The organism is Oceaniglobus indicus (genome assembly GCF_002751875.1).
In the GTDB taxonomy this organism is placed as follows: domain Bacteria; phylum Pseudomonadota; class Alphaproteobacteria; order Rhodobacterales; family Rhodobacteraceae; genus Oceaniglobus; species Oceaniglobus indicus.
On record NZ_NMZM01000002.1, the window covers coordinates 384,524 to 406,338 of the forward strand.

23 protein-coding genes are annotated in these 21,815 nt (G+C 62.7%); 8 read left to right on the forward strand and 15 right to left on the reverse strand.

Annotated features, from left to right (window positions below; translation table 11 throughout):
* Positions 1–80: 80 nt before the first annotated feature.
* Positions 81–1,052: a prolyl aminopeptidase gene (gene pip / locus CFP68_RS04380; protein WP_099824948.1), complete on the reverse strand. Its 972-nt coding sequence runs from the start codon at positions 1,050–1,052 to the stop codon at positions 81–83.
* Positions 1,053–1,128: 76 nt separating this feature from the next.
* On the opposite strand from pip, the gene ubiG reads away from it, so the two are divergent.
* The gene (ubiG, locus tag CFP68_RS04385; protein WP_099824951.1) at positions 1,129–1,881 is read left to right on the forward strand and encodes a bifunctional 2-polyprenyl-6-hydroxyphenol methylase/3-demethylubiquinol 3-O-methyltransferase UbiG; all 753 of its coding nucleotides are present in this window, start codon (positions 1,129–1,131) and stop codon (positions 1,879–1,881) included.
* Between the two features lie 49 nt (positions 1,882–1,930).
* Here the strand turns inward: ubiG and grxC are convergent, their stop codons facing one another.
* Positions 1,931–2,188, reverse strand: a complete 258-nt coding sequence (grxC, locus tag CFP68_RS04390) for a glutaredoxin 3 (protein ID WP_099825327.1) — start codon at positions 2,186–2,188, stop codon at positions 1,931–1,933.
* Between the two features lie 29 nt (positions 2,189–2,217).
* Positions 2,218–2,934 (reverse strand): ComF family protein, encoded by a 717-nt coding sequence (locus CFP68_RS04395; RefSeq protein WP_099825329.1) that lies wholly within the window; start codon positions 2,932–2,934, stop codon positions 2,218–2,220.
* A gap of 29 nt (positions 2,935–2,963) precedes the next feature.
* Between CFP68_RS04395 and CFP68_RS04400 the strand changes: the two genes are divergently transcribed.
* Entirely contained in the window at positions 2,964–3,794 is an 831-nt protein-coding gene (locus tag CFP68_RS04400) for a methyltransferase domain-containing protein (protein ID WP_099824953.1), read from the forward strand.
* A gap of 67 nt (positions 3,795–3,861) precedes the next feature.
* A complete protein-coding gene (gene hemH, locus CFP68_RS04405) occupies positions 3,862–4,953 on the forward strand; it encodes a ferrochelatase (protein WP_420915813.1) in 1,092 nt (363 codons plus the stop codon).
* Positions 4,954–5,114: 161 nt separating this feature from the next.
* On the opposite strand, the gene CFP68_RS04410 is transcribed toward hemH, so the two are convergent.
* Complete coding sequence (locus tag CFP68_RS04410) at positions 5,115–5,297, reverse strand: hypothetical protein (protein WP_099825332.1); 183 nt, start codon at positions 5,295–5,297, stop codon at positions 5,115–5,117.
* A 148-nt stretch (positions 5,298–5,445) separates the two neighbouring features.
* Positions 5,446–6,042, reverse strand: a complete 597-nt coding sequence (locus CFP68_RS04415) for a L,D-transpeptidase (RefSeq protein WP_099824958.1) — start codon at positions 6,040–6,042, stop codon at positions 5,446–5,448.
* A 172-nt stretch (positions 6,043–6,214) separates the two neighbouring features.
* On the opposite strand from CFP68_RS04415, the gene dalA reads away from it, so the two are divergent.
* Entirely contained in the window at positions 6,215–6,727 is a 513-nt protein-coding gene (gene dalA, locus CFP68_RS04420; protein WP_099824960.1) for a divisome-associated lipoprotein DalA, read from the forward strand.
* Between the two features lie 70 nt (positions 6,728–6,797).
* Here the strand turns inward: dalA and CFP68_RS04425 are convergent, their stop codons facing one another.
* The 8 genes from CFP68_RS04425 to hslO all read right to left on the reverse strand — a co-directional run bounded on the left by CFP68_RS04425 (position 6,798) and on the right by hslO (position 16,094).
* Positions 6,798–7,304, reverse strand: a complete 507-nt coding sequence (locus tag CFP68_RS04425) for a L,D-transpeptidase family protein (RefSeq protein WP_099824962.1) — start codon at positions 7,302–7,304, stop codon at positions 6,798–6,800.
* An 81-nt stretch (positions 7,305–7,385) separates the two neighbouring features.
* Positions 7,386–8,201, reverse strand: a complete 816-nt coding sequence (locus CFP68_RS04430) for an ion transporter (RefSeq protein ID WP_099824964.1) — start codon at positions 8,199–8,201, stop codon at positions 7,386–7,388.
* Positions 8,198–9,445: a class I SAM-dependent RNA methyltransferase gene (locus CFP68_RS04435; protein ID WP_099824966.1), complete on the reverse strand. Its 1,248-nt coding sequence runs from the start codon at positions 9,443–9,445 to the stop codon at positions 8,198–8,200. The genes CFP68_RS04430 and CFP68_RS04435 overlap by 4 nt, the downstream gene beginning before the upstream one ends.
* Before the next feature lie 73 nt (positions 9,446–9,518).
* Entirely contained in the window at positions 9,519–11,351 is a 1,833-nt protein-coding gene (locus tag CFP68_RS04440; protein ID WP_099824969.1) for an ABC transporter ATP-binding protein, read from the reverse strand.
* A 110-nt stretch (positions 11,352–11,461) separates the two neighbouring features.
* Positions 11,462–13,300 (reverse strand): ABC transporter ATP-binding protein, encoded by a 1,839-nt coding sequence (locus tag CFP68_RS04445; protein WP_099825335.1) that lies wholly within the window; start codon positions 13,298–13,300, stop codon positions 11,462–11,464.
* 61 nt (positions 13,301–13,361) lie between these two features.
* A complete protein-coding gene (locus CFP68_RS04450) occupies positions 13,362–14,507 on the reverse strand; it encodes a CCA tRNA nucleotidyltransferase (protein ID WP_099824971.1) in 1,146 nt (381 codons plus the stop codon).
* Positions 14,504–15,106 carry a CoA pyrophosphatase gene (locus CFP68_RS04455; RefSeq protein ID WP_099824973.1) on the reverse strand — a complete coding sequence of 201 codons (603 nt, stop codon included), beginning with the start codon at positions 15,104–15,106 and terminating at the stop codon, positions 14,504–14,506. The genes CFP68_RS04450 and CFP68_RS04455 overlap by 4 nt, the downstream gene beginning before the upstream one ends.
* Complete coding sequence (gene hslO / locus CFP68_RS04460; protein WP_099824976.1) at positions 15,093–16,094, reverse strand: Hsp33 family molecular chaperone HslO; 1,002 nt, start codon at positions 16,092–16,094, stop codon at positions 15,093–15,095. Before hslO ends, CFP68_RS04455 begins: the two co-directional genes overlap by 14 nt.
* An 83-nt stretch (positions 16,095–16,177) precedes the next feature.
* On the opposite strand from hslO, the gene CFP68_RS04465 reads away from it, so the two are divergent.
* Entirely contained in the window at positions 16,178–16,621 is a 444-nt protein-coding gene (locus CFP68_RS04465; protein WP_099824978.1) for an NUDIX domain-containing protein, read from the forward strand.
* Here the strand turns inward: CFP68_RS04465 and CFP68_RS04470 are convergent.
* Positions 16,603–17,913, reverse strand: coding sequence for a PP2C family protein-serine/threonine phosphatase (locus tag CFP68_RS04470; RefSeq protein ID WP_241523946.1), 1,311 nt, complete (start codon positions 17,911–17,913; stop codon positions 16,603–16,605). The two genes, CFP68_RS04465 and CFP68_RS04470, sit on opposite strands and share 19 nt — an antisense overlap.
* Before the next feature lie 114 nt (positions 17,914–18,027).
* On the opposite strand from CFP68_RS04470, the gene CFP68_RS04475 reads away from it, so the two are divergent.
* On the forward strand, positions 18,028–18,363 hold the full coding sequence (locus CFP68_RS04475; protein ID WP_099824981.1) for an Hpt domain-containing protein: 336 nt from the start codon (positions 18,028–18,030) through the stop codon (positions 18,361–18,363).
* 24 nt (positions 18,364–18,387) lie between these two features.
* Here CFP68_RS04475 and ilvA read toward each other — a convergent pair whose 3' ends face one another.
* Positions 18,388–19,635 (reverse strand): threonine ammonia-lyase IlvA, encoded by a 1,248-nt coding sequence (gene ilvA, locus CFP68_RS04480; RefSeq protein ID WP_099824984.1) that lies wholly within the window; start codon positions 19,633–19,635, stop codon positions 18,388–18,390.
* Between the two features lie 104 nt (positions 19,636–19,739).
* Here ilvA and CFP68_RS04485 point away from each other — a divergent pair, with 104 nt between their 5' ends.
* Positions 19,740–20,960 carry an argininosuccinate synthase gene (locus CFP68_RS04485; RefSeq protein WP_099824986.1) on the forward strand — a complete coding sequence of 407 codons (1,221 nt, stop codon included), beginning with the start codon at positions 19,740–19,742 and terminating at the stop codon, positions 20,958–20,960.
* Between the two features lie 135 nt (positions 20,961–21,095).
* On the forward strand, positions 21,096–21,758 hold the full coding sequence (gene msrA, locus CFP68_RS04490) for a peptide-methionine (S)-S-oxide reductase MsrA (protein WP_099825340.1): 663 nt from the start codon (positions 21,096–21,098) through the stop codon (positions 21,756–21,758).
* Positions 21,759–21,815: the final 57 nt, after the last annotated feature.

The following is a 21,815-nucleotide window of genomic DNA, read 5'->3' on the forward strand; positions in this document are numbered from 1 at the left end:
ATTATTGACTGACAAGTTAATGAAAACAGCCGCCCTGTAAACCCGTCATGCCGAGGGCCGTGGGAAAAACCCGGGTGACGTCAGGACAGCCGCAGGTCGTCCATACATCGCACCAGGGCACGGCTGATCCCCGGTTCGGAAAGCGCATGACCGGCCTTCGGCACCATGACCAGCCGCGATTTCGGCCAGGCCTCGTGCAGCCTGTGGGCCGATACGGGTGGACAGATCATGTCGTATCGTCCCTGCACGATGGTGCCGGGCACATCGCCCAGCCGCCCGATATCGCGCAGGATCTGGCCGTCCTCGTCCAGGAAACCGGCATTGCTGAAATAATGGTTCTCCAGCCGGGCGAATGCGCGGGCGTATTCGGCCGGCCCCTCGCCGCCCGGTCCTTCGTTCTCGATGCTGGCCAGCGCGTTTTCCCAGCTTGCCCATGCCCTAGCATGTCGAATCTCGGTCGGGATATCGCCGGAAAACAAACGCCTGTGATAGGCGGCGATCAGGTCGTCATGCTCGGCAACCGGAATCGGCCCGGTGAAGCGCGACCATATCTCGGGCCAGAACCTGCCGGCGCCGCCGCCATAGAACCAGTCCAGCTCGGCGCGGGTCATCAGGAACACGCCCCGCAGAACCAGATGGCGCACCGCTTCGGGATGGGTTTCGGCATAGATCAACCCCAGGGTGGCACCCCAGCTTCCGCCGAACACGATCCACCGATCGACCGCCATGGCGGCGCGGATCCGTTCAATGTCGGCCACCAGGTGCCAGGTCGTGTTTGCTTCGACCGACGCATGGGGCCGCGAGCGTCCGCAACCGCGCTGATCGAACAGGATGATCCGATAGACGGAGGGGTCGAAATAGCGCCGCATCGATGGCGAACATCCCCCACCCGGCCCGCCATGCAGCACGATCACCGGGATCCCGTCGGGCTTGCCGCACTGCTCGACATAGATGCGATGGCCGTCGCCAACCTCCATCATCCGCTGATCGAAAGGATCCAGCGGCGGATAAAGATAGTGGGCTGCGCTTTTTTGACCTGAAGTTCTGTCCATTTCCGTCCTATATATCCCCGAAGTCGATGCTGCCACGCTCATCGCGTCAAAAGTTCGCCAGAAAAGGGATCTCGTCATGTCCGACACCACATCAGGTTCGACCGTCGATACCGCCGAAGTCGACAAGTTCGAAGCCATGGCGACCGAATGGTGGGATCCGCAGGGCAAGTTCAAACCGCTTCACATGCTGAATCCCTGCCGTCTCGACTATATCGCATCACAGATCGCAGCCGAATTCGACCGCGACACGACCCAGCCGAAACCGTTCCGCGGCCTGCGCCTTCTGGACATCGGCTGTGGCGGCGGGCTGTTGTCGGAACCCATGGCGCGGCTGGGGGCCGACGTCGTGGGCGCAGACGCGGCACCCGGCAACATCCCGGTCGCACAGGTCCACGCGGCCCGCTCGGGCCTGACCATCGATTACCGCCACACCACCGCCGAAGCCTTGGCCGACGCAAACGAACGCTTCGACGTGGTGTTGAACATGGAGGTGATCGAACACGTCGCCGATCCGCTGGCCTTCCTGACCGCCTGCAAATCCATGCTCAAACCCGGCGGCCTGATGATCTGCTCGACCCTGAACCGCAATCCCAAGAGCTTTCTGCAAGCCATCGTCGGCGCCGAAGTGGTGATGGGCTGGCTGCCCAAGGGAACCCACGACTGGAAGAAATTCATCACCCCCGATGAACTCTTTGTCCTTCTCGGCCGGGCCGGCCTCACGCCGGTCGACAAGACCGGTTTCGTCTTCAATCCGCTGACCTGGGAATGGTCGCTCTCCGACAGGGATCTCTCGTGCAACTACGTCACGACCAGCATCAACGAGGGGTGATCGCCCTTCTCATCGATCCAAATACTCCCGCGCGGAGCGCTCCCGACCTTTAGGCGGCAAGCATCGGGTCCAGCTTGCCGGCACGCTCCAGCGCATAAAGCTCGTCACAACCGCCGACATGGGTGCCGTCGATGAAGATCTGCGGCACGGTCCGCCGCCCGTTCGCCCGCTGCATCATCGCCTTTTTCTGGTCCGGATCGCGCGAAACGTCGATTTCGGCGTAACTCGCCCCCTTTTCGGTCAACAGGCGCTTGGCGGCGTGGCAGAAACCGCAAAGCGGCGAGGTATAGATTTCGATGCTGGCCATGAAACTCTCCATTTCGGAACCCGTCACATCTAGGTCTCCTTCATGACTCGCGCCAGTGCCAGAACCCGCACATCCTGTGCGCCGGCGGCCAGACAGGCGTCGGTCGCGGCGGCCAGGGTGGCGCCGGTGGTCATGACATCGTCAACCAGGACCACCGATCGCCGCCGCAGCAAGGCGCCGTAAACCGGATGGGGCCGAATGGCGCCTGCAACATTCGCATAGCGTGCATCGATCGACTTGCCATCCTGAACCGGGGTGCGCCGGATCCGCGTCAGGGCACGCGGCGCAACCTGCATGCCACCCGCCTTCGCCAATCCCAGCGCAAGCACCGCGGCCTGGTTGTATCGTCGCTTCAGAAGTCGCAGCCAATGCACCGGCACCGGCACGATCAGGGGCGCCGCAGGCAGCATCGGCGTCGCCACGCCCAGCATCCAGCGTGCGGCCGGTGCCGCGATATCCAGCCGATCGCCATGCTTGAGCGCCAGAACCAGTTTGCGGCCACCATCGCGATACACCAGCGCCGCGCGCCCCTGCTGCCAGCGCCGCGGCGTTGTCAGGCAATCGTCGCAATGGGCGCTCCAGCTGTCGGCATCGCCCATCAGCGGGATGCCGCACAGATCACAGGTCAGCCCGGTGATGAACGGCGTATCGCGCCAGCACGCCCCGCAAAGCGCATTGCGCTGTTCGACCAGCGTGTCGCACAAGACACATTGATGCGGATAGATCATGTTCAATGCGGATTGCATTCCGCCCATCAATCGTTACCTCCGATACCATGTCCAGACCACCGCCCCTTACCGACCGATCCGCCCTTGCGCTGCACCGCACCCGCGCCGACATCGCCGGGGCCCGGTTCCTGCACGATGAAGCCATTGCCGAGGTTCAGGAAAGACTGACAGAGATTAACAGGACGTTTACCGATCCGGCGATCGTGACCGGTCATCCGGATATCTGGCGAAATGTCTGTCCCGGTGCCCGGATCGTTCCGGACCATGAAACGTTGGAGCTGGACCCCGGCGCACACGACCTGGTGATTCATGCCATGGCGATGCATTGGGCGGACGACCCCATCGGTCAACTGGTGCAGGCGCGTCGGGCCTTGCGACCGGACGGTTTGTTTCTCGGCGTCTTTCCGGCCGGCCAGACCCTGCACGAACTGCGGGCCGCCCTTGCCCAGGCCGAATCACAACTGACCGGCGGGCTTTCGCCACGCATCGCACCCACCGGTGAAATCCGCGATCTGGGCGGGCTTTTGCAACGGGCCGGCTTTGCCCTGCCCGTGGCGGATACGATCGCGCTGCGGGCGACATACGACTCGGCGCTTGCCCTGATGCATGATCTGCGCACCATGGGAGAGACCAACGCCCTTGCCGCGCGGCGCCGCGTTTTCGCACCCCGCCAGTTGTTCGCCCTCGCCAACGCGATCTATGCCGACAGCTTTGCCACCGAAGATGGGCGGATCGCGGCGACCTTCGATCTGGTGTTTCTGACCGGCTGGGCGCCGGCGGACAACCAACAGAAGCCGCTGCGCCCCGGTTCGGCAAAGGCACGGCTGGCTGACGCGCTGGGCGTGCCCGAAGGCCGCATGCCACCCAAACACGATTGACCATGCAGGTAATCCGCTTATGTCCACAGGACACCATCAAACCTACAGACACGATCGGGATCAAACCATGCTGGATTCGAAAACTCCGGACGGAACAGCCATGTTCACATCGGACAGGGCCGTCTGCCCGGCCCATGCCCCGGCGGACCATCCGCGGATTCCACCTCAGAAGGTGGGTGTGCTGCTGGCCAATCTCGGCACGCCGGACGGGTATGATTACTGGTCCATGCGTCGGTATCTGAACGAATTTCTGTCGGATCGTCGCGTGATCGATTATTCTCCCTGGCTGTGGCAGCCGCTTTTGCAGCTGGTGATCCTGACCAAGCGTCCCTTCACATCGGGTGCGAACTACAAGACGATCTGGAACCACGCGAAGGGCGAAAGCCCCCTGGCCACGATCACCAAGGACCAGACCGCAAAGATCGCCGAAACGATGAAAGCGCGGCACGGCGACGATGTGATGGTCGACTACTGCATGCGCTACGGCAATCCGTCGACCGCGTCGAAAGTGCGCCGGATGATCCAGGAGGGATGTCAGAAGATCCTGTTCTTCCCGCTTTACCCGCAATACGCTGGGGCGACCTCGGCCACCGCAAACGACGAATTCTTCCGCTCGCTGCGGTCGGAGAAATGGCAGCCCGCGGTGCGGACGGTTCCAGCTTACTTCGACGATCCGGCCTATATCGAGGCTTTGGCACAGTCGGTCGAACGGACCTGGGAGGCGATGGATGACAAGCCGGACCTGTTGGTCACCTCATATCACGGCGTGCCGCAACGCTATCTGACGGAGGGCGATCCGTACCACTGCCAGTGCCAGAAGACGACGCGCCTGCTGAAAGAGCGTCTGGGCTGGGCGGATGATCAGATCATCACGACGTTCCAGTCGCTGTTCGGCCCGGAAGAATGGCTGCGGCCCTATACCGTCGAGGAGGTTGCCAGACAGGCCAAGGCCGGAAAGAAGAAAATCGCCGTGATCGCACCGGCCTTTTCCGCCGACTGCATCGAAACGCTTGAGGAGATCAACGAGGAGATCCGCGAGAGTTTTGAGGAGGCTGGCGGCGAACAGTTCACCTATATTTCCTGCCTGAACGACGACGACGCCCATATCGCGGCGCTGACGAAGGTGATCGACGAGAACCTGAAGGGCTGGCTTGACTGACGAGACGCCTGCGCGCGCGGCCGGGGGCGGATGCCTCCGGCGGGAGTATTTGGATCGGTAAGAAATCAGGGCTTTTTTGCGGCGACATGGTCACGGCGCAAAGATAAAGGCGGCAGGATTGCTCCAGCCGCCTTTGATTTTGACAACACGACGTGTTGTGATCAGTCGGCTGCGATAGCGGCCACGACCAGCGCGAGCAGCACCAGCGGGATGATGATGCCACCGGACGAACCGCTGGTCTCTTCCACGATGACTGCCGGCTCCATGATGGGCTCGGCCAGGCCGCCTGCGAAAGCGCCGGTTGCTGCGACCGACAGAGCGGCTGCGAGTGCGAGTTTCTTCATAATATCCTCCAGTATCGCCTGCCGCCGGGGGTTATTGAGGACGGCAACAGGCACCCAAGACTGTACCTCGTAAGTTTCTTTAAGCAGCAAAGAAGGCGCGATGCAAACGTGGTTTTGGGGTCTAAGGGGCCGATACCGTTCGATTTCGTCAAATAAGCAACACTTGTGTGCCCGGACCGGTCATCGCGTAGAGTTCGGCAATGTGCTGATTGTAAAGACCGATGCATCCGTTCGACGACCGGCGCCCGATCTTGCGCGTGTCGTGGGTGCCGTGGATGCGATAATAGGTCCAGCTGAGGTAAAGAGCGTGGGTTCCCAAGGGATTGTCGGGCCCCGGCTCGACCACGTCGGGCCATTCGGGGTTGCGTTCCTTCATCGCGGGGGTCGGGCGCCACGTCGGGCCCTCGACCTTGCGAATCACTTCGGTCCGGCCGCGTTTGGTCAGATCTTCGGTCAGGGGCACCGATGTCGGATACAACCGGTACACCGATTCGTCGGCGTTCCAGAAATGCAGCGCACGGGTGTCCACGTCGACCAGAATCGCCCCGTTGTTCAGATTGTCGAAATAGGGCCGCCATTCCAGGGTGCGAAAGCTCGACGCGTTGCGCCGGAAGGTCGTGCCCGCGGTCGGGCGATATTCGGTATCGTTGGCCATCTGCGCCAACGCCGGAGCGGACAGGGCGCCGAGCGAGACAGCGGATGCGCCCGCCAGAAAACCGCGACGGTTCGTAATTTTCTTGGACATCGGAGAACCTCGATGGTTGCACATGCACAATAATCCAGACCAAATACGCCGATGGCGCCCGTTGCGCAAATCAAACCGACGCGATCCATCGCAAGGCGGTGCGAGTTTGGTTTGAATCATCCGGCCTTTGTCTTTACGACTTGAAAATCCGAAGTCCTGTGGTGGTTATCCGATGATCCGTCGTTTTGCTGTTCTTGTTCCGGCTCTTCTTGTTTTGACAGCCTGCGCCACGCCCGCTCCGCCGCAGCTGGGCGCAGACGGTCGCCCCCTGCCCCAGATCTACAGGATTTCCGAGGCTGATACCGCCGCGGTCCAGTTCAGAATGTTGGATGGGGTCAACGCCCTGCGCCAGGCCAGGGGTGTGGCGCCTCTCAGCTTCAGTGCCGAACTGAACGCCGCAGCAGCCACCCATTCGCGCGACATGGCGGTGCAGAACCGGCCCTGGCATTTCGGCTCGGACGGATCGTCGCCGATCGATCGGGTGCGGCGCGTCGGCTATCGCGGCACCCTTCTGGGCGAGAACATTTCCGAAACCTTCGAAACCGAGCTTGAGACGCTTGCCGCCTGGTCCGCCGAAAAACGCACCCGCGATGTGCTGATCGACCCGCAGGCCCGGCAGATCGGCGTCGCCTGGTTCCAGGAACCGAACGGCAAACTCTGGTGGACCCTGATTACCGGCACCTGACGTCTCATTGATCCAAATACCCCCGCGCGGAGCGCATCCCACGCGGGCCACTTTTGCCGCGGGTGGCGGATCAGGGCATGATCACGATGGTTGTTCCGGTCTGGATCATCGAATAGATCTCTTCCATTTCCTTGTCTGACACGGAAATGCAGCCCCAGGTCCAATCCTTCTTGCGATTCTTCTTCTTCTTGTAGAACGGACCACGCCCGTGGATGAAGATGTCGCCGCCCGGGCTCTTGCCCAGCGCCTTGGCGTTCGCCCGGTCCGCTTCGTTGGGATAGGACACGCCGATGGACAGGTGAAAGCGGCTTTTCGGATTGCGCCGGTCGATGAAATAGACGCCCTCGGGGGTGCGCCCGTCGCCTTCGACCTGCTTGTGGCCCACCGGGGCGAATCCCAGGTCGAACTTGTAGGATTCCAGCCGGCGATCGTTGTGCATCAGGTGCATGACCCGCTGACCCTTGAAAACCTGGATCTGCGTCACTTCCGGCCCGTTGTAGGTGCGGAACTTCGAATCGCCACATGCGGTCAATGCGGCGAAGAGCGCCAGAGCGGCGAATATTTTCAGGAATCGCATGGTTGTTTCTGCTGCCTCGGTGTTTTCGATGGCTATACCCAAAAATCGCCGCTGCGAGAACCGCAATTCACGGAACCGCGATCACGGTTTGTTGGGGTCGTGGCCTGACGGCGGCACCGCAGGATGGTCCTGCTGCGCCAGACGCGCTTCGATCGCGATCAGGCGGGCCAGAACCTCGTCACGATAGGTATCTGTTCGCTCGACGTTTTCCATCTGGTGCGCGTCTTGCATCGCGTTGACGATCAGGCCCACCAGCAGGTTTACCACGGCGAACGTCGTGACGATGATGAAGGGCACGAAGAACGTCCAGGCATAGGGATAAACCTCCATCACCGGGCGCACGATGCCCATGGACCATGATTCCAGCGTCATGATCTGGAAAAGCGAATAGGCCGACAGGCCAAGGTTGCCGAACCATTCGGGAAAGCTCTGGCCGAACAGCTTGGTGGCCATGACCGACCCGATATAGAAGATCAACGCCATCAGCAGGAACACCGACGTCATGCCCGGCAGGGCCGAGACGAACCCCTCGACGACCCGGCGCAGCGACGGGGCCACCGAAATCACCCGCAGCAATCGCAGAATGCGCAGCGCCCGCAGCACGCTCAGGTATTGCGACCCCGGCACCAGCGACAATGCGACGATGGTGAAGTCGAAGATGTTCCAGCCCTTGCGCCAGAAGCGCAGGCCCTTGGCAAACAGTTTGGCCGCGATTTCGATCACGAAGATCAGCAAACACAGCGAATCGAGTGTCGGCAGCAACGGTCCGGTGGCGCCCATCACCGCGTCCGACGTCTCGAGCCCCAGGATCACCGCATTCAGCAGGATCACCCCGAGGATGAAGTTGACCACGAACCGGGATTCGACCCAGTCGTTCACCTTGTCGCGTATGGTCATGCGTTTTTTCCGTGCTGTCGGTTCGTGACATGTTTACGGCTGAACCTCGCCGCCACCTCGACATGGGGCGACCAGCGGAACTGGTCCACGACCGCGACCCAGTCCAGCGTGAATCCCGCATCGCACAGCAGTTTGGCATCGCGCGCGAAGGTGGTCGGGTTGCACGACACGGCCGCAACGACAGGCACGGTTGAGCGCGCGATTTCCGCCGTCTGCGCCTCGGCCCCGGCGCGGGGCGGGTCGATGACGATCGCAGCGTATCGGTTCAATTCATCCGGCAGCATCGGGCGGCGGAACAGGTCACGCGTCTCGCAACTGACGCGCTTCAGGCCCGTCGCCCCGCGCCATCCCTGGTCCAGCGCGTCCATCATCGCGCGTTCGCCTTCCACCGCGTGCACTTCTGCCGTTCGCGCCAGGGGCAGGGCGAAGGTGCCGGACCCGGCGAACAGGTCGATCACCTGTTTGGCCGGTCCGACAGCGCGAATCACTGCCTCGGTCAACGCCTGTTGCCCGTGGGCCGTGGCTTGCAGGAACGCACCGGGAGGCGGTGCGACCTTTGCGGCGCCGAAGCTCTGCACTGGCGGACGGGCGCCGGCGATCAGCTCGTCCTCCCAGGTCAGGCGGGCCAGGTCATGCCGGTCGGCAATGCCGGCCAGCGTGGTTCGCAGTGGCTGGTCCAGGTCTTTCCCGCCGAGCGCGGCGATATCGAGACCGGATTCCGATGCGGTCACGGTCAATGCCAGCTCGCCCTTGCGGGACGCCCCGGCGACGGTCAACGCCTCGCAGGCGGGCAAACCGGCCATGATCGCCGGGTGCAGAAGATGACAGTCATCGATCGCGCTGATCGTGTCCGACGCGCGGCCGTGAAACCCGACCATGGCGCCTTTTTTCGTGCGGCGCGCCGACAGGGTTGCGCGGCGGCGGCTGTTCGGGGGCGATGTGGCCGGGCCGTTGATGGGTGCCGTGATTCCCTGGGCGGCCAGGGCCGATACCACGACGCCGACCTTCCAGTCGGCGACGAACGCATCGGACGCGTGCTGTAACGCACATCCGCCGCAGGTGTTGTAATGGCGGCACGGTGGGGTGACCCGGTTCGCGGACGGTGTGACAATGCGCGGTGCGGTGATCCGGTTTCCCGTCACCTCGCCCGTGATCACTTCGCCCGGAAGCGTCCGTGCGACAAAGATCGGGCCGGCCGCAATACCGTCGCCGTGATGGCCGAGACGTTCGATTGTGTGTGTCATGCCCCGCGCAATAGGGTGCCGGCGCAACTCGGGCAAGGGGTCACATCCCGGGCCGGTCCGCAATCCGTCCCGCTTATTCGGCGGCCTGTCGGACGTCGATGAAGCCGCCGGACTGACGTCGCCAATATTGCGCATAGATCCCGTCACGTGCCAGCAAGTCTTCGTGGGTGCCCTGTTCGGCAATGCGCCCACGATCCATGACCACGATCCGGTCCATCTGTGCGATGGTCGAAAGGCGGTGCGCAATGGCCAGCACCGTCTTGCCCTCCATCACGTTGTCCAGCGCCGTCTGGATCGACGCCTCGACCTCGGAATCCAGCGCGCTTGTGGCCTCATCCAGGATCAGGATCGGCGCATCCTTCAGGATGGCGCGGGCCAGCGCGATGCGCTGCCGCTGACCGCCGGACAGTTTCACGCCCCGTTCGCCCAGGTGCGCGTCGTAGCCGCGCCGCCCCCTGTGATCCTGAAGATCCAGGATGAAGTCGTGCGCTTCGGCACGTTTCGCCGCGGCGATCATCTGATCCTCGGTCGCATCGGGCCGCCCATAGCACAGGTTGTCGCGCGCCGACCGGTTGAACATCGCGGTTTCCTGGGTGACCATCCCGATCTTGCGGCGCAGGCTTTCCTGGGTGACGTGGCGCAGATCCTGATCGCCGATGGTCACGCTGCCCTTTTCGGGATCGTAAAGCCGCAACAACAGCGCGACCAGCGTCGACTTGCCGGCCCCCGACGCCCCCACGATGCCCAGCTTTTCGCCGCGCGCGATCGTCAGATCCACGCCATCGATCCCGCCGACATCGCGGCCATAGGAAAAAGCGACGTTGTCGAAGTGAATCGGGCCGTCGGCCGTCAGCGCCGTGGCATCGGTGGCGTCGGTCAATGTGTGAGCCGGCGTCAGGGTGTTCATGCCATCCTCGACCTCGCCCACGTTGGCATAGATCGCCATCAGCGTGAACGACACCCAGCCGGTCATCTGCGCGATGCGGATCGCGATGGCGCCTGCGGCGGCGATATCGCCCGGCGTCGCGTTGCCCTCGGACCACAGATACAGGGTGCCGCCGACCAGAAGCACGGGCAAGATCCCCGCCAGCGTCATCAGCGACACCCGGAACCCCGACGCCATGACACCGAACCGGATCACCTTGTCGCGGAACGTGCGGATCGCGCCGATGGCAGCCTTGTCCTCGTGATCGGCATGGGCGAACAGCTTGACCGTCTTGATGTTGGTGATCGTGTCCACGACCTGGCCCGACACCATGGCGCGTGACGCCGCACGAGCCATTGAACGTGACCGGATGCGCGGCATGAACCAGCGAATCAACCACAGATAGGCCACGACCCAGACCGCCAGCGCGGCCCCGACCCACAGGTTGATCGACCCCAGCAAGATCGCCGATCCGACCAGCGACGCCAGGGCAAAGAACACCACGTTGATGATTTCGGTCGCGACATCGGTGATGGCGCGGCTGACCTGCATCTGTTTCTGCGCGATCCGACCGGCGAAATCATCGTCGAAGAACGTCACCGACTGGCCCAGCGTCCAACGGTGCAGCCGGGTCAGGACCAGCGGGTTCACGTTCGGGGCAACGATGATCGCGTTGGATGCCGCCGACAGGCCGAACAATGCGGGGCGCACCACCATGAAGAACGCCGCGACGCCGACCAGCATCCACAGGTTTTCGGCAAAGAAGGTCGAAACGCCGGTGGCCAGCGCCGCGTCGATCACATGACCCAACAGGATCGCGGTGACCACTTCGGCCGTTCCTGCAAGGGCCGAAAAGACCCCGGCGATCCACAGCCATTTCCAGGCCCCTTCCAGGTTCCAGCCGAAGAACGCCATCAACGTCCGCGGCGGCGGGCCGTCGGCGGGCCGGAACGCATCTATCAGGTTGGCAAAACGCTCCATCGCGCGGGTTCCATCGGGTTTGGGTCAGGGGCGCGGGCTGGCGCGGGACCGCACCGTGGCGGTCACTCCCCAACGTAAGCGGTCTTTGGCGAAGGGCAACCTCGGGCGCGTTACTCGGCCGCTTCGGTGTCGATGAAACCGCCCGATTGGCGCGACCAGAAGCCGGCATAAAGGCCCTGCTTCGCCAGCAATTCATCGTGGCTGCCGATTTCAACGATCCGCCCATCGTCGATCACCAGGATACGATCCATATGGGCGATGGTGGACAGGCGGTGGGCGATGGCGATCACGGTTTTACCCTCCATCATGCCATAAAGCGTGTCCTGAATCGCGGCCTCGACCTCGGAATCCAAGGCACTTGTCGCTTCGTCCAGGACCAGGATCGGCGCATTCTTCAGGATCACGCGGGCCAGCGCGACACGTTGCCGTTGCCCGCCCGACAGCTTCACCCCCCGTTCACCGACCTCGGCATCATAACCGGATCGGCCTTCGGGATCCTGAAGGTCCAGGATGAAATCATGGGCCTGCGCCTTGCGGGCGGCGGCCAGCATCTGATCCTCGGTCGCGTGGGGCGCGCCATAGGTGATGTTCTCGCGCACCGAGCGATGCAAAAGCGAGCTGTCCTGTTGCACCATCCCGATGGCCAGGCGCAGCGAATCCTGCCGCACCTTGGTGATGTCCTGCCCGTCGATCAGGATCTGCCCGCCGTCGGGATCATAGAACCGCAGCAACAGCTTGACCAACGTGGACTTCCCGGCGCCCGACCGCCCGACGATGCCGACCTTTTCGCCCGGTGCGATGGTCAGCGACAGGTTTTCCAATCCGCCCGACTCGCGACCATAGTGATGCGTCAGCCCCTTCAGTTCGATCCGCCCCTCGGTCAGCTTCAGATCCGGCGCGCCGGGATCGTCGGTGATGGCGATCGGCTGGGCGATGGTCTGCATCCCTTCGGCCACGACACCAAGGTTGCGGAAGAACGTGGTCAGCGCCCACATGATCCAGCCGGTCATCGCGTTCAGCCGCAGGGCCAGCGCGGTCGCGGCGGCAACGACCCCCACGGTCGCGCTGCCGCTGGACCACAGCCACATCGCCCAGCCGACCACACCGATGATCAGCAGCCCGTTCAACGCGACCAGGGACACGTCCATGACAGTGAAAATCCGCATTTCCACATTGAACGTCTGGCGCGCGTGTTCGATGGCGGACTTGGCATAGCGCACCTCGGTATCGTCCTGCGCGAACAGCTTGACGGAATGGATGTTGGTATAGCTGTCGACCACGCGGCCCGTGACTGCGCTGCGCGCGTCCGATGCCGCCTGGCTGGCCGGGCCGACCCGCCGGATCGTCCAGCGCATCAGGATGCCATAAAGCAACAGCCATCCTGCCAGCGGGATCAACAGGCGCGGGTCGGCATCGGTCAGCAGGATCGCCGCGCCGACGATATAGGCCAGCGAAAACGTGATGGCATCGAACGCCTGGAACACGACCTCGCCCGCCGCTGGCGGCGTCTGCATGATGCGGTTGGCGATACGGCCGGCGAAATCGTTCTCGAACCAGCCGACCGACTGGCGCAGCACGTGGCGATGGGCCCGCCACCGATAAAGGGTGCCATAGTTCGGCAGGATCGCATTGTTCAGAAGACCGACGTTCAATGCCTGGAGAACCGGGCGGATGAACAGGATGAACAGCGCCACGATGATGAATTCGGTGCCATGATTGGCCCACACTTGCGCCGGCGGCCCGGTCAGCAGGTCCACCACCCGTCCCATATATGCGATCAGCCCGACCTCGACCGCGGCCACGACCACGGACGTGGCCGCGGTGAGGGCGAAAACCTTGCGAAACGGCACGGAATAGTCGCGGATGAACGGCCATAGCCGCGTCGGCGGCACATCGGTTTCGGGATACGATCCGTAGGGATCGACCATGTCTTCCAGCAGGCGGAACATCGGATGGCTTCTGGTGCGCATCGCTAGACGCTGCCCCGGGCCACACGGCAATCGGACCCGATCATGACAGCAGGCGGTCGCGGGTCAGGCGAAAATCCGAATCGATCCACTCCTGTTCCAGCGCACGAAGTTTCTGACCCAGCGCGATGCCCTGCAAATCCGGCATCAGATCGGCGGCCGCCACGGGAAATTGCGCCGTCGCGCCGCGTTCGGCCTGTTGGACCAGATCGTCCTGCAGCGGCGTTTCGAACATCGCGGCGGCCAGGATGGCCGTATCGATCGCCATATCCGCACCATAGCGATAGGCGATTCCGGCGGGCCGCTCGGTCCCCGCAACCAGGGCCCGCAACAGCGCAAGCCGGTTCGCGTCCTGACGCGAAAGACGTAGACGATCGGCCGCATCCTCACCACCCAGCAGGGCAAGTCGGCGGATCGGATCGGGCGTCCTGCCGTCTTCGACGTGCAGCAAAAGCGCCATATGTTGCGGATCCGCACCGGGCAGCACCCGCGCCAGAATACCGCTCTGGTGCATCGCGGACAGGGCCGGCGCGGGGTCGGGGGACGCCAGAAGCCGCAGCATTTCGTGGCCGATGCGCTCGCGCGACAGGTTTTCGATCCCCTCGGCTGCGGCGGCACAGGCGGCCAGGCCATCGCGGTCCAGACCTTGATCGGGGTTCGCAAACCAGGCATGGAACCGGAAGAACCGCAGGATGCGCAAGTGATCCTCGGCGATCCGGCGCGCCGCATCCCCGATGAACCGAACCCGGCGCGCACGCAGATCGGGCAAGCCGCCCAACGGGTCGTGCACTCTGCCGTGGCGATCGACATAGAGTGCGTTCATCGTGAAATCGCGCCGTGCCGCATCTTCGGCCATCACGTCGGTAAAGGCGACCGTCGCGTGTCGACCGTCGGTTTCGACGTCATGGCGGAATGTCGTCACCTCATGGGGGTGACCTCCGACAACCACGGTGACGGTGCCGTGGTCGATGCCTGTGGGCACCACCTTCAAACCGACCGCTTCGCAAATCGTCGTGACCCGGTTCGGGGGCGCCGCGGTCGCAATATCAAGATCGCCGGTCGGACGCTCCATCAGGACGTCCCGCACATACCCGCCGACAAGGTACGCCGCGAAACCTTGATCCTCCAACGCATCCAGGATCGTCCGCGCGTCCGAGGGAACAGAACACTGATTTTCAACCAGGGTCATTTATGCATCCTTTCAGCCAGTCCGTGCAGAATCCGCGCAGTCGCACCCCAGATGTAATAGGGCCCGAACGGCACCGCGAAGTAATGCCGCCGCCCGCCACGCCAGGCCCGCGACTGGACCGAAAAGCGCGCCGGATCGGTGACATGCGACAGCGGCACACGAAACACCTCGGCCACTTCTCCGGGTTCGGCACGCGGCGTGAAATCGGCGCGTATCAACGCCAGCACCGGCCGCATGGTGAACCCCGTGACCGTTTCATGCGAGTCCAGTGCACCAAGAACCTCGACGTTGGCGGGGTCAAGCCCGATCTCTTCTTTCGCCTCGCGCAGGGCCGCGCCCATCGCACCCTGATCCGTCGGCTCGACCTTGCCACCCGGAAACGAAATCTGGCCGGGATGATGCTTGAGCGCCGAAGACCGCTTGGTCAGGACCAGATCGGGACCGGCGTCCGTTTCGAGAACACCGACAAGAACGCCGGCCTCGCGCAGGGGACGGCCCGGGGTCATGGCGACCCCGTGATCCAGATCGAAATCCGACGACGCGGCACCGGACCGCGCCAACGCCGCCTTCAGCTCGTGGCGTAAGTCACGATACCGCATCGTCTGGACCGGTTTCCGCCTCGAATCCCAGGGTTTTGGGATCGAATTCGTAATGCGCGCCGCAGAACTGACAGTCGGCGGTCACAATTCCGTCGTCGGTGGTCATATGCGCGATGTCCTTCGCGGAATAGATCGACAGGCTCTGACGCACCTTGTCGGCGGAACAGCCGCAGCCGAACTTGACGGGTTGCGGGGTGAACACGCGCGGCTGTTCCTCGTGAAACAGGCGCACCAGAAGCTCGGTCGGCTGAACGCTCGGGCCGACAAGCTCAAGATCATCGACCGTATCCAGAAGGGTATTGGCGCGCAGCCAGTTTTCGGCTTCATCCTCATCCAGAATGTCGTCGGCTTCCAGCAACCCCTGTTCGCCCGACCCGCCTTCCGAAATGGCCGGCGACGCCTTGGGCATATGTTGCAGCATGATCCCGCCCGCGCGCCAGCTTTCGTCGCCGCCCGGCACCGAATTGCGCCCGAAGGTCAGCGCGAACCGCGTCGGAAGCTGTTCGGACTGGGCGAAATACGTCTGCGCACAGGCCGTCACGGAATCACCGGCAATGGGCGTGATCCCCTGGTAAGGCGTGGTGCCCTGCCCCTGGTCCAGCAGAACGGCGAAATATCCCTTGCCGATCATGTCGAACGCCGACTGGTCAGGGTCCAGCCGATCGGCGTCGAAACTGGCCCACGCACGGATCCGCGCCGGCTTGCCATCATCGCTTGGCGCGTAATAATCGGTGGCGATCAGGCGCACGGGTCCGTCGCCGCGCACCTGCAACGACAGCTTCCAGCGCAGCTTGACCGTCTGGCCGATCATTGCGGTCAGAACCGCCATCTCGGCGACCAGTGCTTCGACCTGTGGCGGGTAATCGTGCTGGCCGAGCACGTGGTCAAGCACGCCGTCAAGACGCGCAATCCGCCCGCGGATGTCACTTCGGTCAAGCTGAAACGGCAGGACGGTATCGTCCCAGGCGATGGTAGAGCCAATAGTCATGGGGTTTCCTTACGCAACTCGCGTTGGCATACCGTGTCCATATAGGTGGAACAAGCAATCTACCAACCCGGCGGGAGGCAGCCATGATCAGACGGTATGGCGATGCGGCACAGAAAGGGCGGCGCTATGTCTTGCGACCCGGAGTCTATGCGATCCTGCCGCGCGATGGCATGCTGTTGCTGACACATCAGACCGCACCGACCCCCGAAGTCCAGCTGCCCGGTGGCGGCGTCGATGGGGGCGAGCAGCCGTTGGCGGCCCTGCATCGCGAAGTCCTGGAAGAAACCGGATGGCGCATTGCGTCGCCGCGTCGCCTGGGGGCATTCCGGCGCTTCACCTTCATGCCGGAATACGATCTCTGGGCCGAGAAGATCTGCACGGTTTTTCTGGCCCGGCCGGTTCACAACATCGAACCCCCACGTGAATTGCACCATTCCGCGCTCTGGGTCACGGCAGGGGCAGCGGTGAGAGCCCTTGGCAACGACGGCGATGCGGCCTTCGTCGCCCGTCATATCGGGTTGTCCTGAGGCACCCCGTCGTATTCCAGCAGGACGCCGGACACGTCATCCTCCATCTCCTCGCGGTCCGAGAACGCGGCGAGATCCCATAGAAGAGCCTGGAAAAAGGTCTCTCCCCTGAGATGCGCGTTGTTGTGAAGGATGTCGCCCAAACCCTCTTCGCCCAGGAACGCGCCGGACGTGTCGGCACATTCGGTGATGCCATCCGACGCCACCAGAAACCGGTCACCGGGGCGAAGTTGAACCATCGAAACGTCGAACACCGGATCCGCGATCAGACCGACCGGCATGCCGCCAGCGCCGATCAGTTCGATGTCGCCGTTCACCCGCTGAACCATGGGATGGGGGTGCCCCGCCTGCAGGATGTCGATCCGACCCGACGACAGATCGACATACGCCAGGATCATCGTGAAATAATGTTCGGTTTCAACATCCTCCAACATCATTCGGTTGAACAGATGCGCGACATCCGCCAGGGGTCGCGCGATAAAGGCGCCGGTTGCGTCCTTGCGCAGGGCGATGTTCTGATCCGGCGTGCCGTTCGACAGATAGCCGGCCAGACGCGCCGTCAGAAGCGCCGATGCGATCCCGTGGCCCGACACATCCAGCGCGAACAGACCGACCGCCGAATCGCCAATATGGAAATGCCCGACCAGATCACCACCGACATGCCCGCACGAGCGCAGGATCAGCGAGGCCCGGGCCGACCCCAGATCCAGATTTCGTTCGCGAAGAAGTGAATGTTGCAGCTTGCGCGCTTCGCCAAGGTCGCGGTCGACGGCCGCATACAGCGTTTTTATTTCAGCGTAAGCCGCCGAAATTTCGGCATTGCGCTGTGAGAGGGTTCGTTCGTTGCCAAGAATTCTGGCGGCCGCATTGATCCGGGCGCGCAGTTCTTCGCCGCTGACCGGCTTGGTGATGAAATCGTCCGCCCCGCTTTCCAGACCCGTGGCAATCTCGCCTTTCTCGGATTTCGACGTCAGGATGATCACATAGACGTATCGACCGCACCCTTCCTGTCGGAACAGGCGACAGAATTCGGGACCGGTCATGCCGGGCATCATCCAGTCACAGATGATCAGATCGAAATCGCCATCCCGGCTCAGTTCCAGCCCTTCTTCACCGGACGCCGCCGTTTCGACGTGAAACCCCCATTTGGCCAGCGAAAACGCCAGGAGCCGCCGTTGCAGACGGCTGTCGTCGATGATGAGAACGCGCCTGATGACATCTTCGCGCAGCGCGACGGCATGTGCCCTGCCCATGGCGTTTCCATCATCTGTGAAATCGGCATCAATGTTCATCCAGCCATCTACACACGCCGCCCTTAAGGCTGGGTTAAGCGGCGAAGGCCACCGATCGTCATGAATTATTAGGACGTTGGGGTGAAAGTGGCCTTCGGAAAGAGGAGGTGCAAGATGATCGCCTGGGACCACGTGCAAACATTGCGTGACGACATCGGCGAGGATGATTTTCACGAGATCGTCGTCGTGTTCCTGGACGAGGTGGAAGAAGCCATGGCGCGGATCAGCGCCTGCTCCGGCGGCGAAGGGGTGGCGGAAACGCTGCATTTCCTGAAAGGAAGCGCGCTGAACCTTGGATTCAGAACATTCGCCAAACTTTGCGAAACCGAGGAGACCGCATTGAAAACAAACACCGGCCCGGTGAACCTGGAGCGGTTGACCGACACCTATGCGCAATCACGCCGGGTTTTTCTGCACGGCCTGCAGTTGCGCTTGGGCGATGTCGGTTAGCCTGCGACGTTGGTGGCGCCGTCGTCAGATCAGGAATTGTGCCAGCGTCTCATCCGTCGTGATGTCCTGATAGACAAAGTCGGCCGCGTCGAGCCGTTTGAACAAACCAACGAAATTGGCGGCATCACTGGTTTCGATACCGATCAGGACCGATCCGAAATTGCGTGCCGATTTCTTCAGGTATTCAAACCGCGAAATGTCGTCGTCAGGCCCGAGAAGGTCAAGAAAGCCACGCAGGGCGCCCGGGCGCTGGGGCAGGCGCAGGATGAAGTATTTCTTGACGCCCGAATATCGCTGGGCGCGCTCCTTCACCTCGGGCAGCCGTTCGAAATCGAAGTTGCCGCCGGAAGTGACACAGACGACCGTCTTGCCGCGCACCCGCTCGGCCAGATCGTCCAGAACGTTGATCGACAAAGCGCCCGCAGGTTCCAGAACGATGCCTTCGATGTTCAACATCTCGAGGATGGTCAGGCAAATCCGGTCTTCCGGCGCGCTCAGCACATCGGCGGGGTCAACGTCCTTCAGGACGGCGAATGTCTTCTGACCGATCCGCGCGACGGCAGCGCCATCCACGAACGAATCGATCTTCGGCAGGGTGACGGGTTGCCCCGCCCGCAACGCGGCGGCAAGGCTGGTGCCGCCGGCCGGTTCGACATAGATGATTTCGGTCTGGGGCGACATTTCGCGGAAATAGTCGGTCATCCCGGCCGACAATCCACCGCCGCCCACCGGCAGGACCAGAATGTCGGGCGGTGTTTCAAGGTCTTCCAGAATTTCGACCGCGACACTGGCCTGGCCTTCGATCACGTGATCGTCGTCGAACGGCGACAGGAAATGTCCCCCCGCCTCGGCGCAGAACGCCTGGGCCGAGGCCAGCGTATCGTCGAAGTAGTCGCCGATCAGCCGGATCTCGACGTTGTCTCCGCCGAATGTACGGGTCTTGCCGATCTTCTGTTGCGGCGTGGTCACGGGCATGAAAATCACCCCCTGCACCCCGAAATGGCGACAGACGAACGCCACGCCCTGCGCGTGATTGCCCGCGCTGGCGCAGACGAACAGGGATTGATCGGGCGCCTCGGCGCGCACCTTGCGCATGGCGTTGAACGCACCGCGGATCTTGTAGGATCTGACCGGGCTCAGGTCTTCGCGTTTCAGCCAGATATCCGCGCCAAAGCGATCCGACAGGAAATCGTTGCGCTGAAGCGGCGTCGCGGGGAACAATCCCCGCATGCGGGCGGTGGTGGCCAAGGCGGTATCTGCAAAATCTTCCATGGGTCCGATTTGAAGCACGAATGCCCGCCACGCAAGGCACGACCTTGCCCTTGGGTCGGATTCCCGCTATCGCCGCGACGGTTTGCCATAGGATGGAGACAGTGATGGACGCGCCGAAGAAAGTGGTTCTTGCCTATTCCGGGGGGCTGGACACCTCGATCATCCTGAAATGGCTGCAAACGGAATACGGCTGTGAGGTCGTGACCTTCACCGCCGATCTGGGCCAGGGCGAGGAACTGGAACCGGCCCGCGCCAAGGCCGAGATGATGGGCGCCACGTCGATCCATATCGAGGATCTGCGTGAGGAATTCGTGCGCGACTTCGTTTTCCCGATGTTCCGCGCCAACGCGATTTACGAGGGGCTGTATTTGCTGGGCACCTCCATCGCGCGGCCGCTGATCTCCAAGCGCCTGGTCGAGATCGCCAGAGCCGAAGGGGCCGATGCCGTCGCCCACGGCGCGACCGGCAAGGGCAACGATCAGGTTCGTTTCGAACTGGCCTGCTATGCGCTGGATCCCGATATCAAGGTGATCGCGCCTTGGCGCGAATGGACGCTGCAAAGCCGCACCAAACTTCTGGATTTTGCCGAAAAGAACCAGATCCCGATCGCCAAGGACAAACGCGGCGAGGCGCCGTTCTCGGTCGACGCCAACCTGCTGCACACCTCGTCCGAGGGCAAGGTTCTGGAAGATCCGGGCCAGGAAGCGCCCGATTACGTCTATCAGCGCACGGTCGATCCGGTGGATGCGCCCGACACGCCTGAAATGGTCGAAATCACGTTCGAACGTGGCGATGCCGTCGCCATCAACGGCGAGACGATGTCGCCCGCGACCATCCTGACCCGGTTGAACGAACTGGGCGGCAAGCATGGTGTCGGACGACTGGACATGGTGGAAAACCGGTTTGTCGGGATGAAGTCACGCGGCGTCTATGAAACACCCGGCGGCACGGTTCTTCTGGAAGCGCACCGCGGGATCGAACAAATCACGCTGGATTCCGGCGCCGGGCACCTCAAGGATTCGATCATGCCGCGCTATGCCGAACTGATCTACAACGGCTTCTGGTTCAGCCCCGAGCGCGAGATGCTTCAAGCCCTGATCGACAAGAGCCAGGAGCATGTCACCGGCACGGTGCGGGTCCAGCTTTACAAGGGATCGGTGCGCACCGTTGCCCGCTGGTCGGACCATTCGCTGTATTCCGAGGCCCACGTCACGTTCGAGGACGACGCCGGCGCCTATGACCAAAAGGATGCGGCGGGGTTCATCCACCTGAACGCGCTGCGCCTGAAATTGCTGGCCAACCGGAACAAGCGCAGCGGCGGCTGATTTGCCGTTGGGGCCGACCCGTTTATCCGGCGGTTCGGCCCCTGAAACATCGGACACCTGTGTGTGACATCACGAGGGGGTGAATTGCTCTGTGGGGCGGCACCCAACAGGATGGCACCAAACAAGGAGTTCACGATGTATCTGACCCTGCAGACCCTGAAACCGCTGGTGCTGGGCGCCAGCATCGTCGTTGGCCTTGCCGTGAATAGCACCCCGGCCAAAGCGGCGCCGATCGAAACCGCCGTTGTTGCCGGCGGCTGTTTCTGGTGCGTCGAGGCCGATTTCGAAAAAGTCAAAGGCGTGAAAGAGGTCGTGTCGGGCTATGCCGGCGGGACCGTGGCAAACCCGACCTATAAACAGGTCGTTCGCGGCGGCACCGGGCATTACGAGGTGGTCCAGATCACTTATGACGCGGCGCAGATCAGCTATGCCAAGATATTGGACATGTTCCTGCGCTCGGTCGATCCCACCGATGCGGGCGGGCAATTCTGCGACCGCGGCGACAGCTATCGCACCGCGATCTTCGCAGCCAACGACGATCAGGCCAAAGTCGCCCGGCAGGAGATCGCGGAGGCCGAGAAAGACCTGGGCCAAACCATCGTCACACCTGTTCTGGGATCGGTGCCGTTTTATCCCGCCGAAGATTATCATCAGGATTATTACAAGAAATCCGACATCATCCTGACCCGTTTCGGCCCACGCCAGAAATCTGTCGCCTATGCGAAATACCGCGATGCCTGTGGCCGCGATCAGCGGGTGCGCCAGCTTTGGGGAACGGCCGCGCCCTTCGCATCGTGAAGGGTTTTCGCCTTTCGCCCACCCCCCACGATTTGTAAGCTGTCCCCTGACTTTTAC

Excerpts from the sequence above, each read along its gene's own strand:
- CFP68_RS04450 (WP_099824971.1), bottom strand. The coding sequence starts at position 14,507 with ATGACCCTGGTTGAAAATCAGTGTTCTGTTCCCTCGGACGCGCGGACG.
- ubiG (WP_099824951.1), top strand. The coding sequence starts at position 1,129 with ATGTCCGACACCACATCAGGTTCGACCGTCGATACCGCCGAAGTCGAC.
- CFP68_RS04440 (WP_099824969.1), bottom strand. The coding sequence starts at position 11,351 with ATGGAGCGTTTTGCCAACCTGATAGATGCGTTCCGGCCCGCCGACGGC.
- hemH (WP_420915813.1), top strand. The coding sequence starts at position 3,862 with ATGCTGGATTCGAAAACTCCGGACGGAACAGCCATGTTCACATCGGAC.
- ilvA (WP_099824984.1), bottom strand. The coding sequence starts at position 19,635 with ATGGAAGATTTTGCAGATACCGCCTTGGCCACCACCGCCCGCATGCGG.
- CFP68_RS04435 (WP_099824966.1), bottom strand. The coding sequence starts at position 9,445 with ATGACACACACAATCGAACGTCTCGGCCATCACGGCGACGGTATTGCG.
- CFP68_RS04415 (WP_099824958.1), bottom strand. The coding sequence starts at position 6,042 with ATGTCCAAGAAAATTACGAACCGTCGCGGTTTTCTGGCGGGCGCATCC.
- dalA (WP_099824960.1), top strand. The coding sequence starts at position 6,215 with ATGATCCGTCGTTTTGCTGTTCTTGTTCCGGCTCTTCTTGTTTTGACA.
- CFP68_RS04425 (WP_099824962.1), bottom strand. The coding sequence starts at position 7,304 with ATGCGATTCCTGAAAATATTCGCCGCTCTGGCGCTCTTCGCCGCATTG.
- CFP68_RS04470 (WP_241523946.1), bottom strand. The coding sequence starts at position 17,913 with ATGAACATTGATGCCGATTTCACAGATGATGGAAACGCCATGGGCAGG.
- msrA (WP_099825340.1), top strand. The coding sequence starts at position 21,096 with ATGTATCTGACCCTGCAGACCCTGAAACCGCTGGTGCTGGGCGCCAGC.
- CFP68_RS04445 (WP_099825335.1), bottom strand. The coding sequence starts at position 13,300 with ATGTTCCGCCTGCTGGAAGACATGGTCGATCCCTACGGATCGTATCCC.
- CFP68_RS04475 (WP_099824981.1), top strand. The coding sequence starts at position 18,028 with ATGATCGCCTGGGACCACGTGCAAACATTGCGTGACGACATCGGCGAG.
- CFP68_RS04395 (WP_099825329.1), bottom strand. The coding sequence starts at position 2,934 with ATGCAATCCGCATTGAACATGATCTATCCGCATCAATGTGTCTTGTGC.
- CFP68_RS04455 (WP_099824973.1), bottom strand. The coding sequence starts at position 15,106 with ATGCGGTATCGTGACTTACGCCACGAGCTGAAGGCGGCGTTGGCGCGG.
- CFP68_RS04410 (WP_099825332.1), bottom strand. The coding sequence starts at position 5,297 with ATGAAGAAACTCGCACTCGCAGCCGCTCTGTCGGTCGCAGCAACCGGC.
- CFP68_RS04400 (WP_099824953.1), top strand. The coding sequence starts at position 2,964 with ATGTCCAGACCACCGCCCCTTACCGACCGATCCGCCCTTGCGCTGCAC.
- CFP68_RS04430 (WP_099824964.1), bottom strand. The coding sequence starts at position 8,201 with ATGACCATACGCGACAAGGTGAACGACTGGGTCGAATCCCGGTTCGTG.
- hslO (WP_099824976.1), bottom strand. The coding sequence starts at position 16,094 with ATGACTATTGGCTCTACCATCGCCTGGGACGATACCGTCCTGCCGTTT.
- CFP68_RS04485 (WP_099824986.1), top strand. The coding sequence starts at position 19,740 with ATGGACGCGCCGAAGAAAGTGGTTCTTGCCTATTCCGGGGGGCTGGAC.
- grxC (WP_099825327.1), bottom strand. The coding sequence starts at position 2,188 with ATGGCCAGCATCGAAATCTATACCTCGCCGCTTTGCGGTTTCTGCCAC.
- pip (WP_099824948.1), bottom strand. The coding sequence starts at position 1,052 with ATGGACAGAACTTCAGGTCAAAAAAGCGCAGCCCACTATCTTTATCCG.
- CFP68_RS04465 (WP_099824978.1), top strand. The coding sequence starts at position 16,178 with ATGATCAGACGGTATGGCGATGCGGCACAGAAAGGGCGGCGCTATGTC.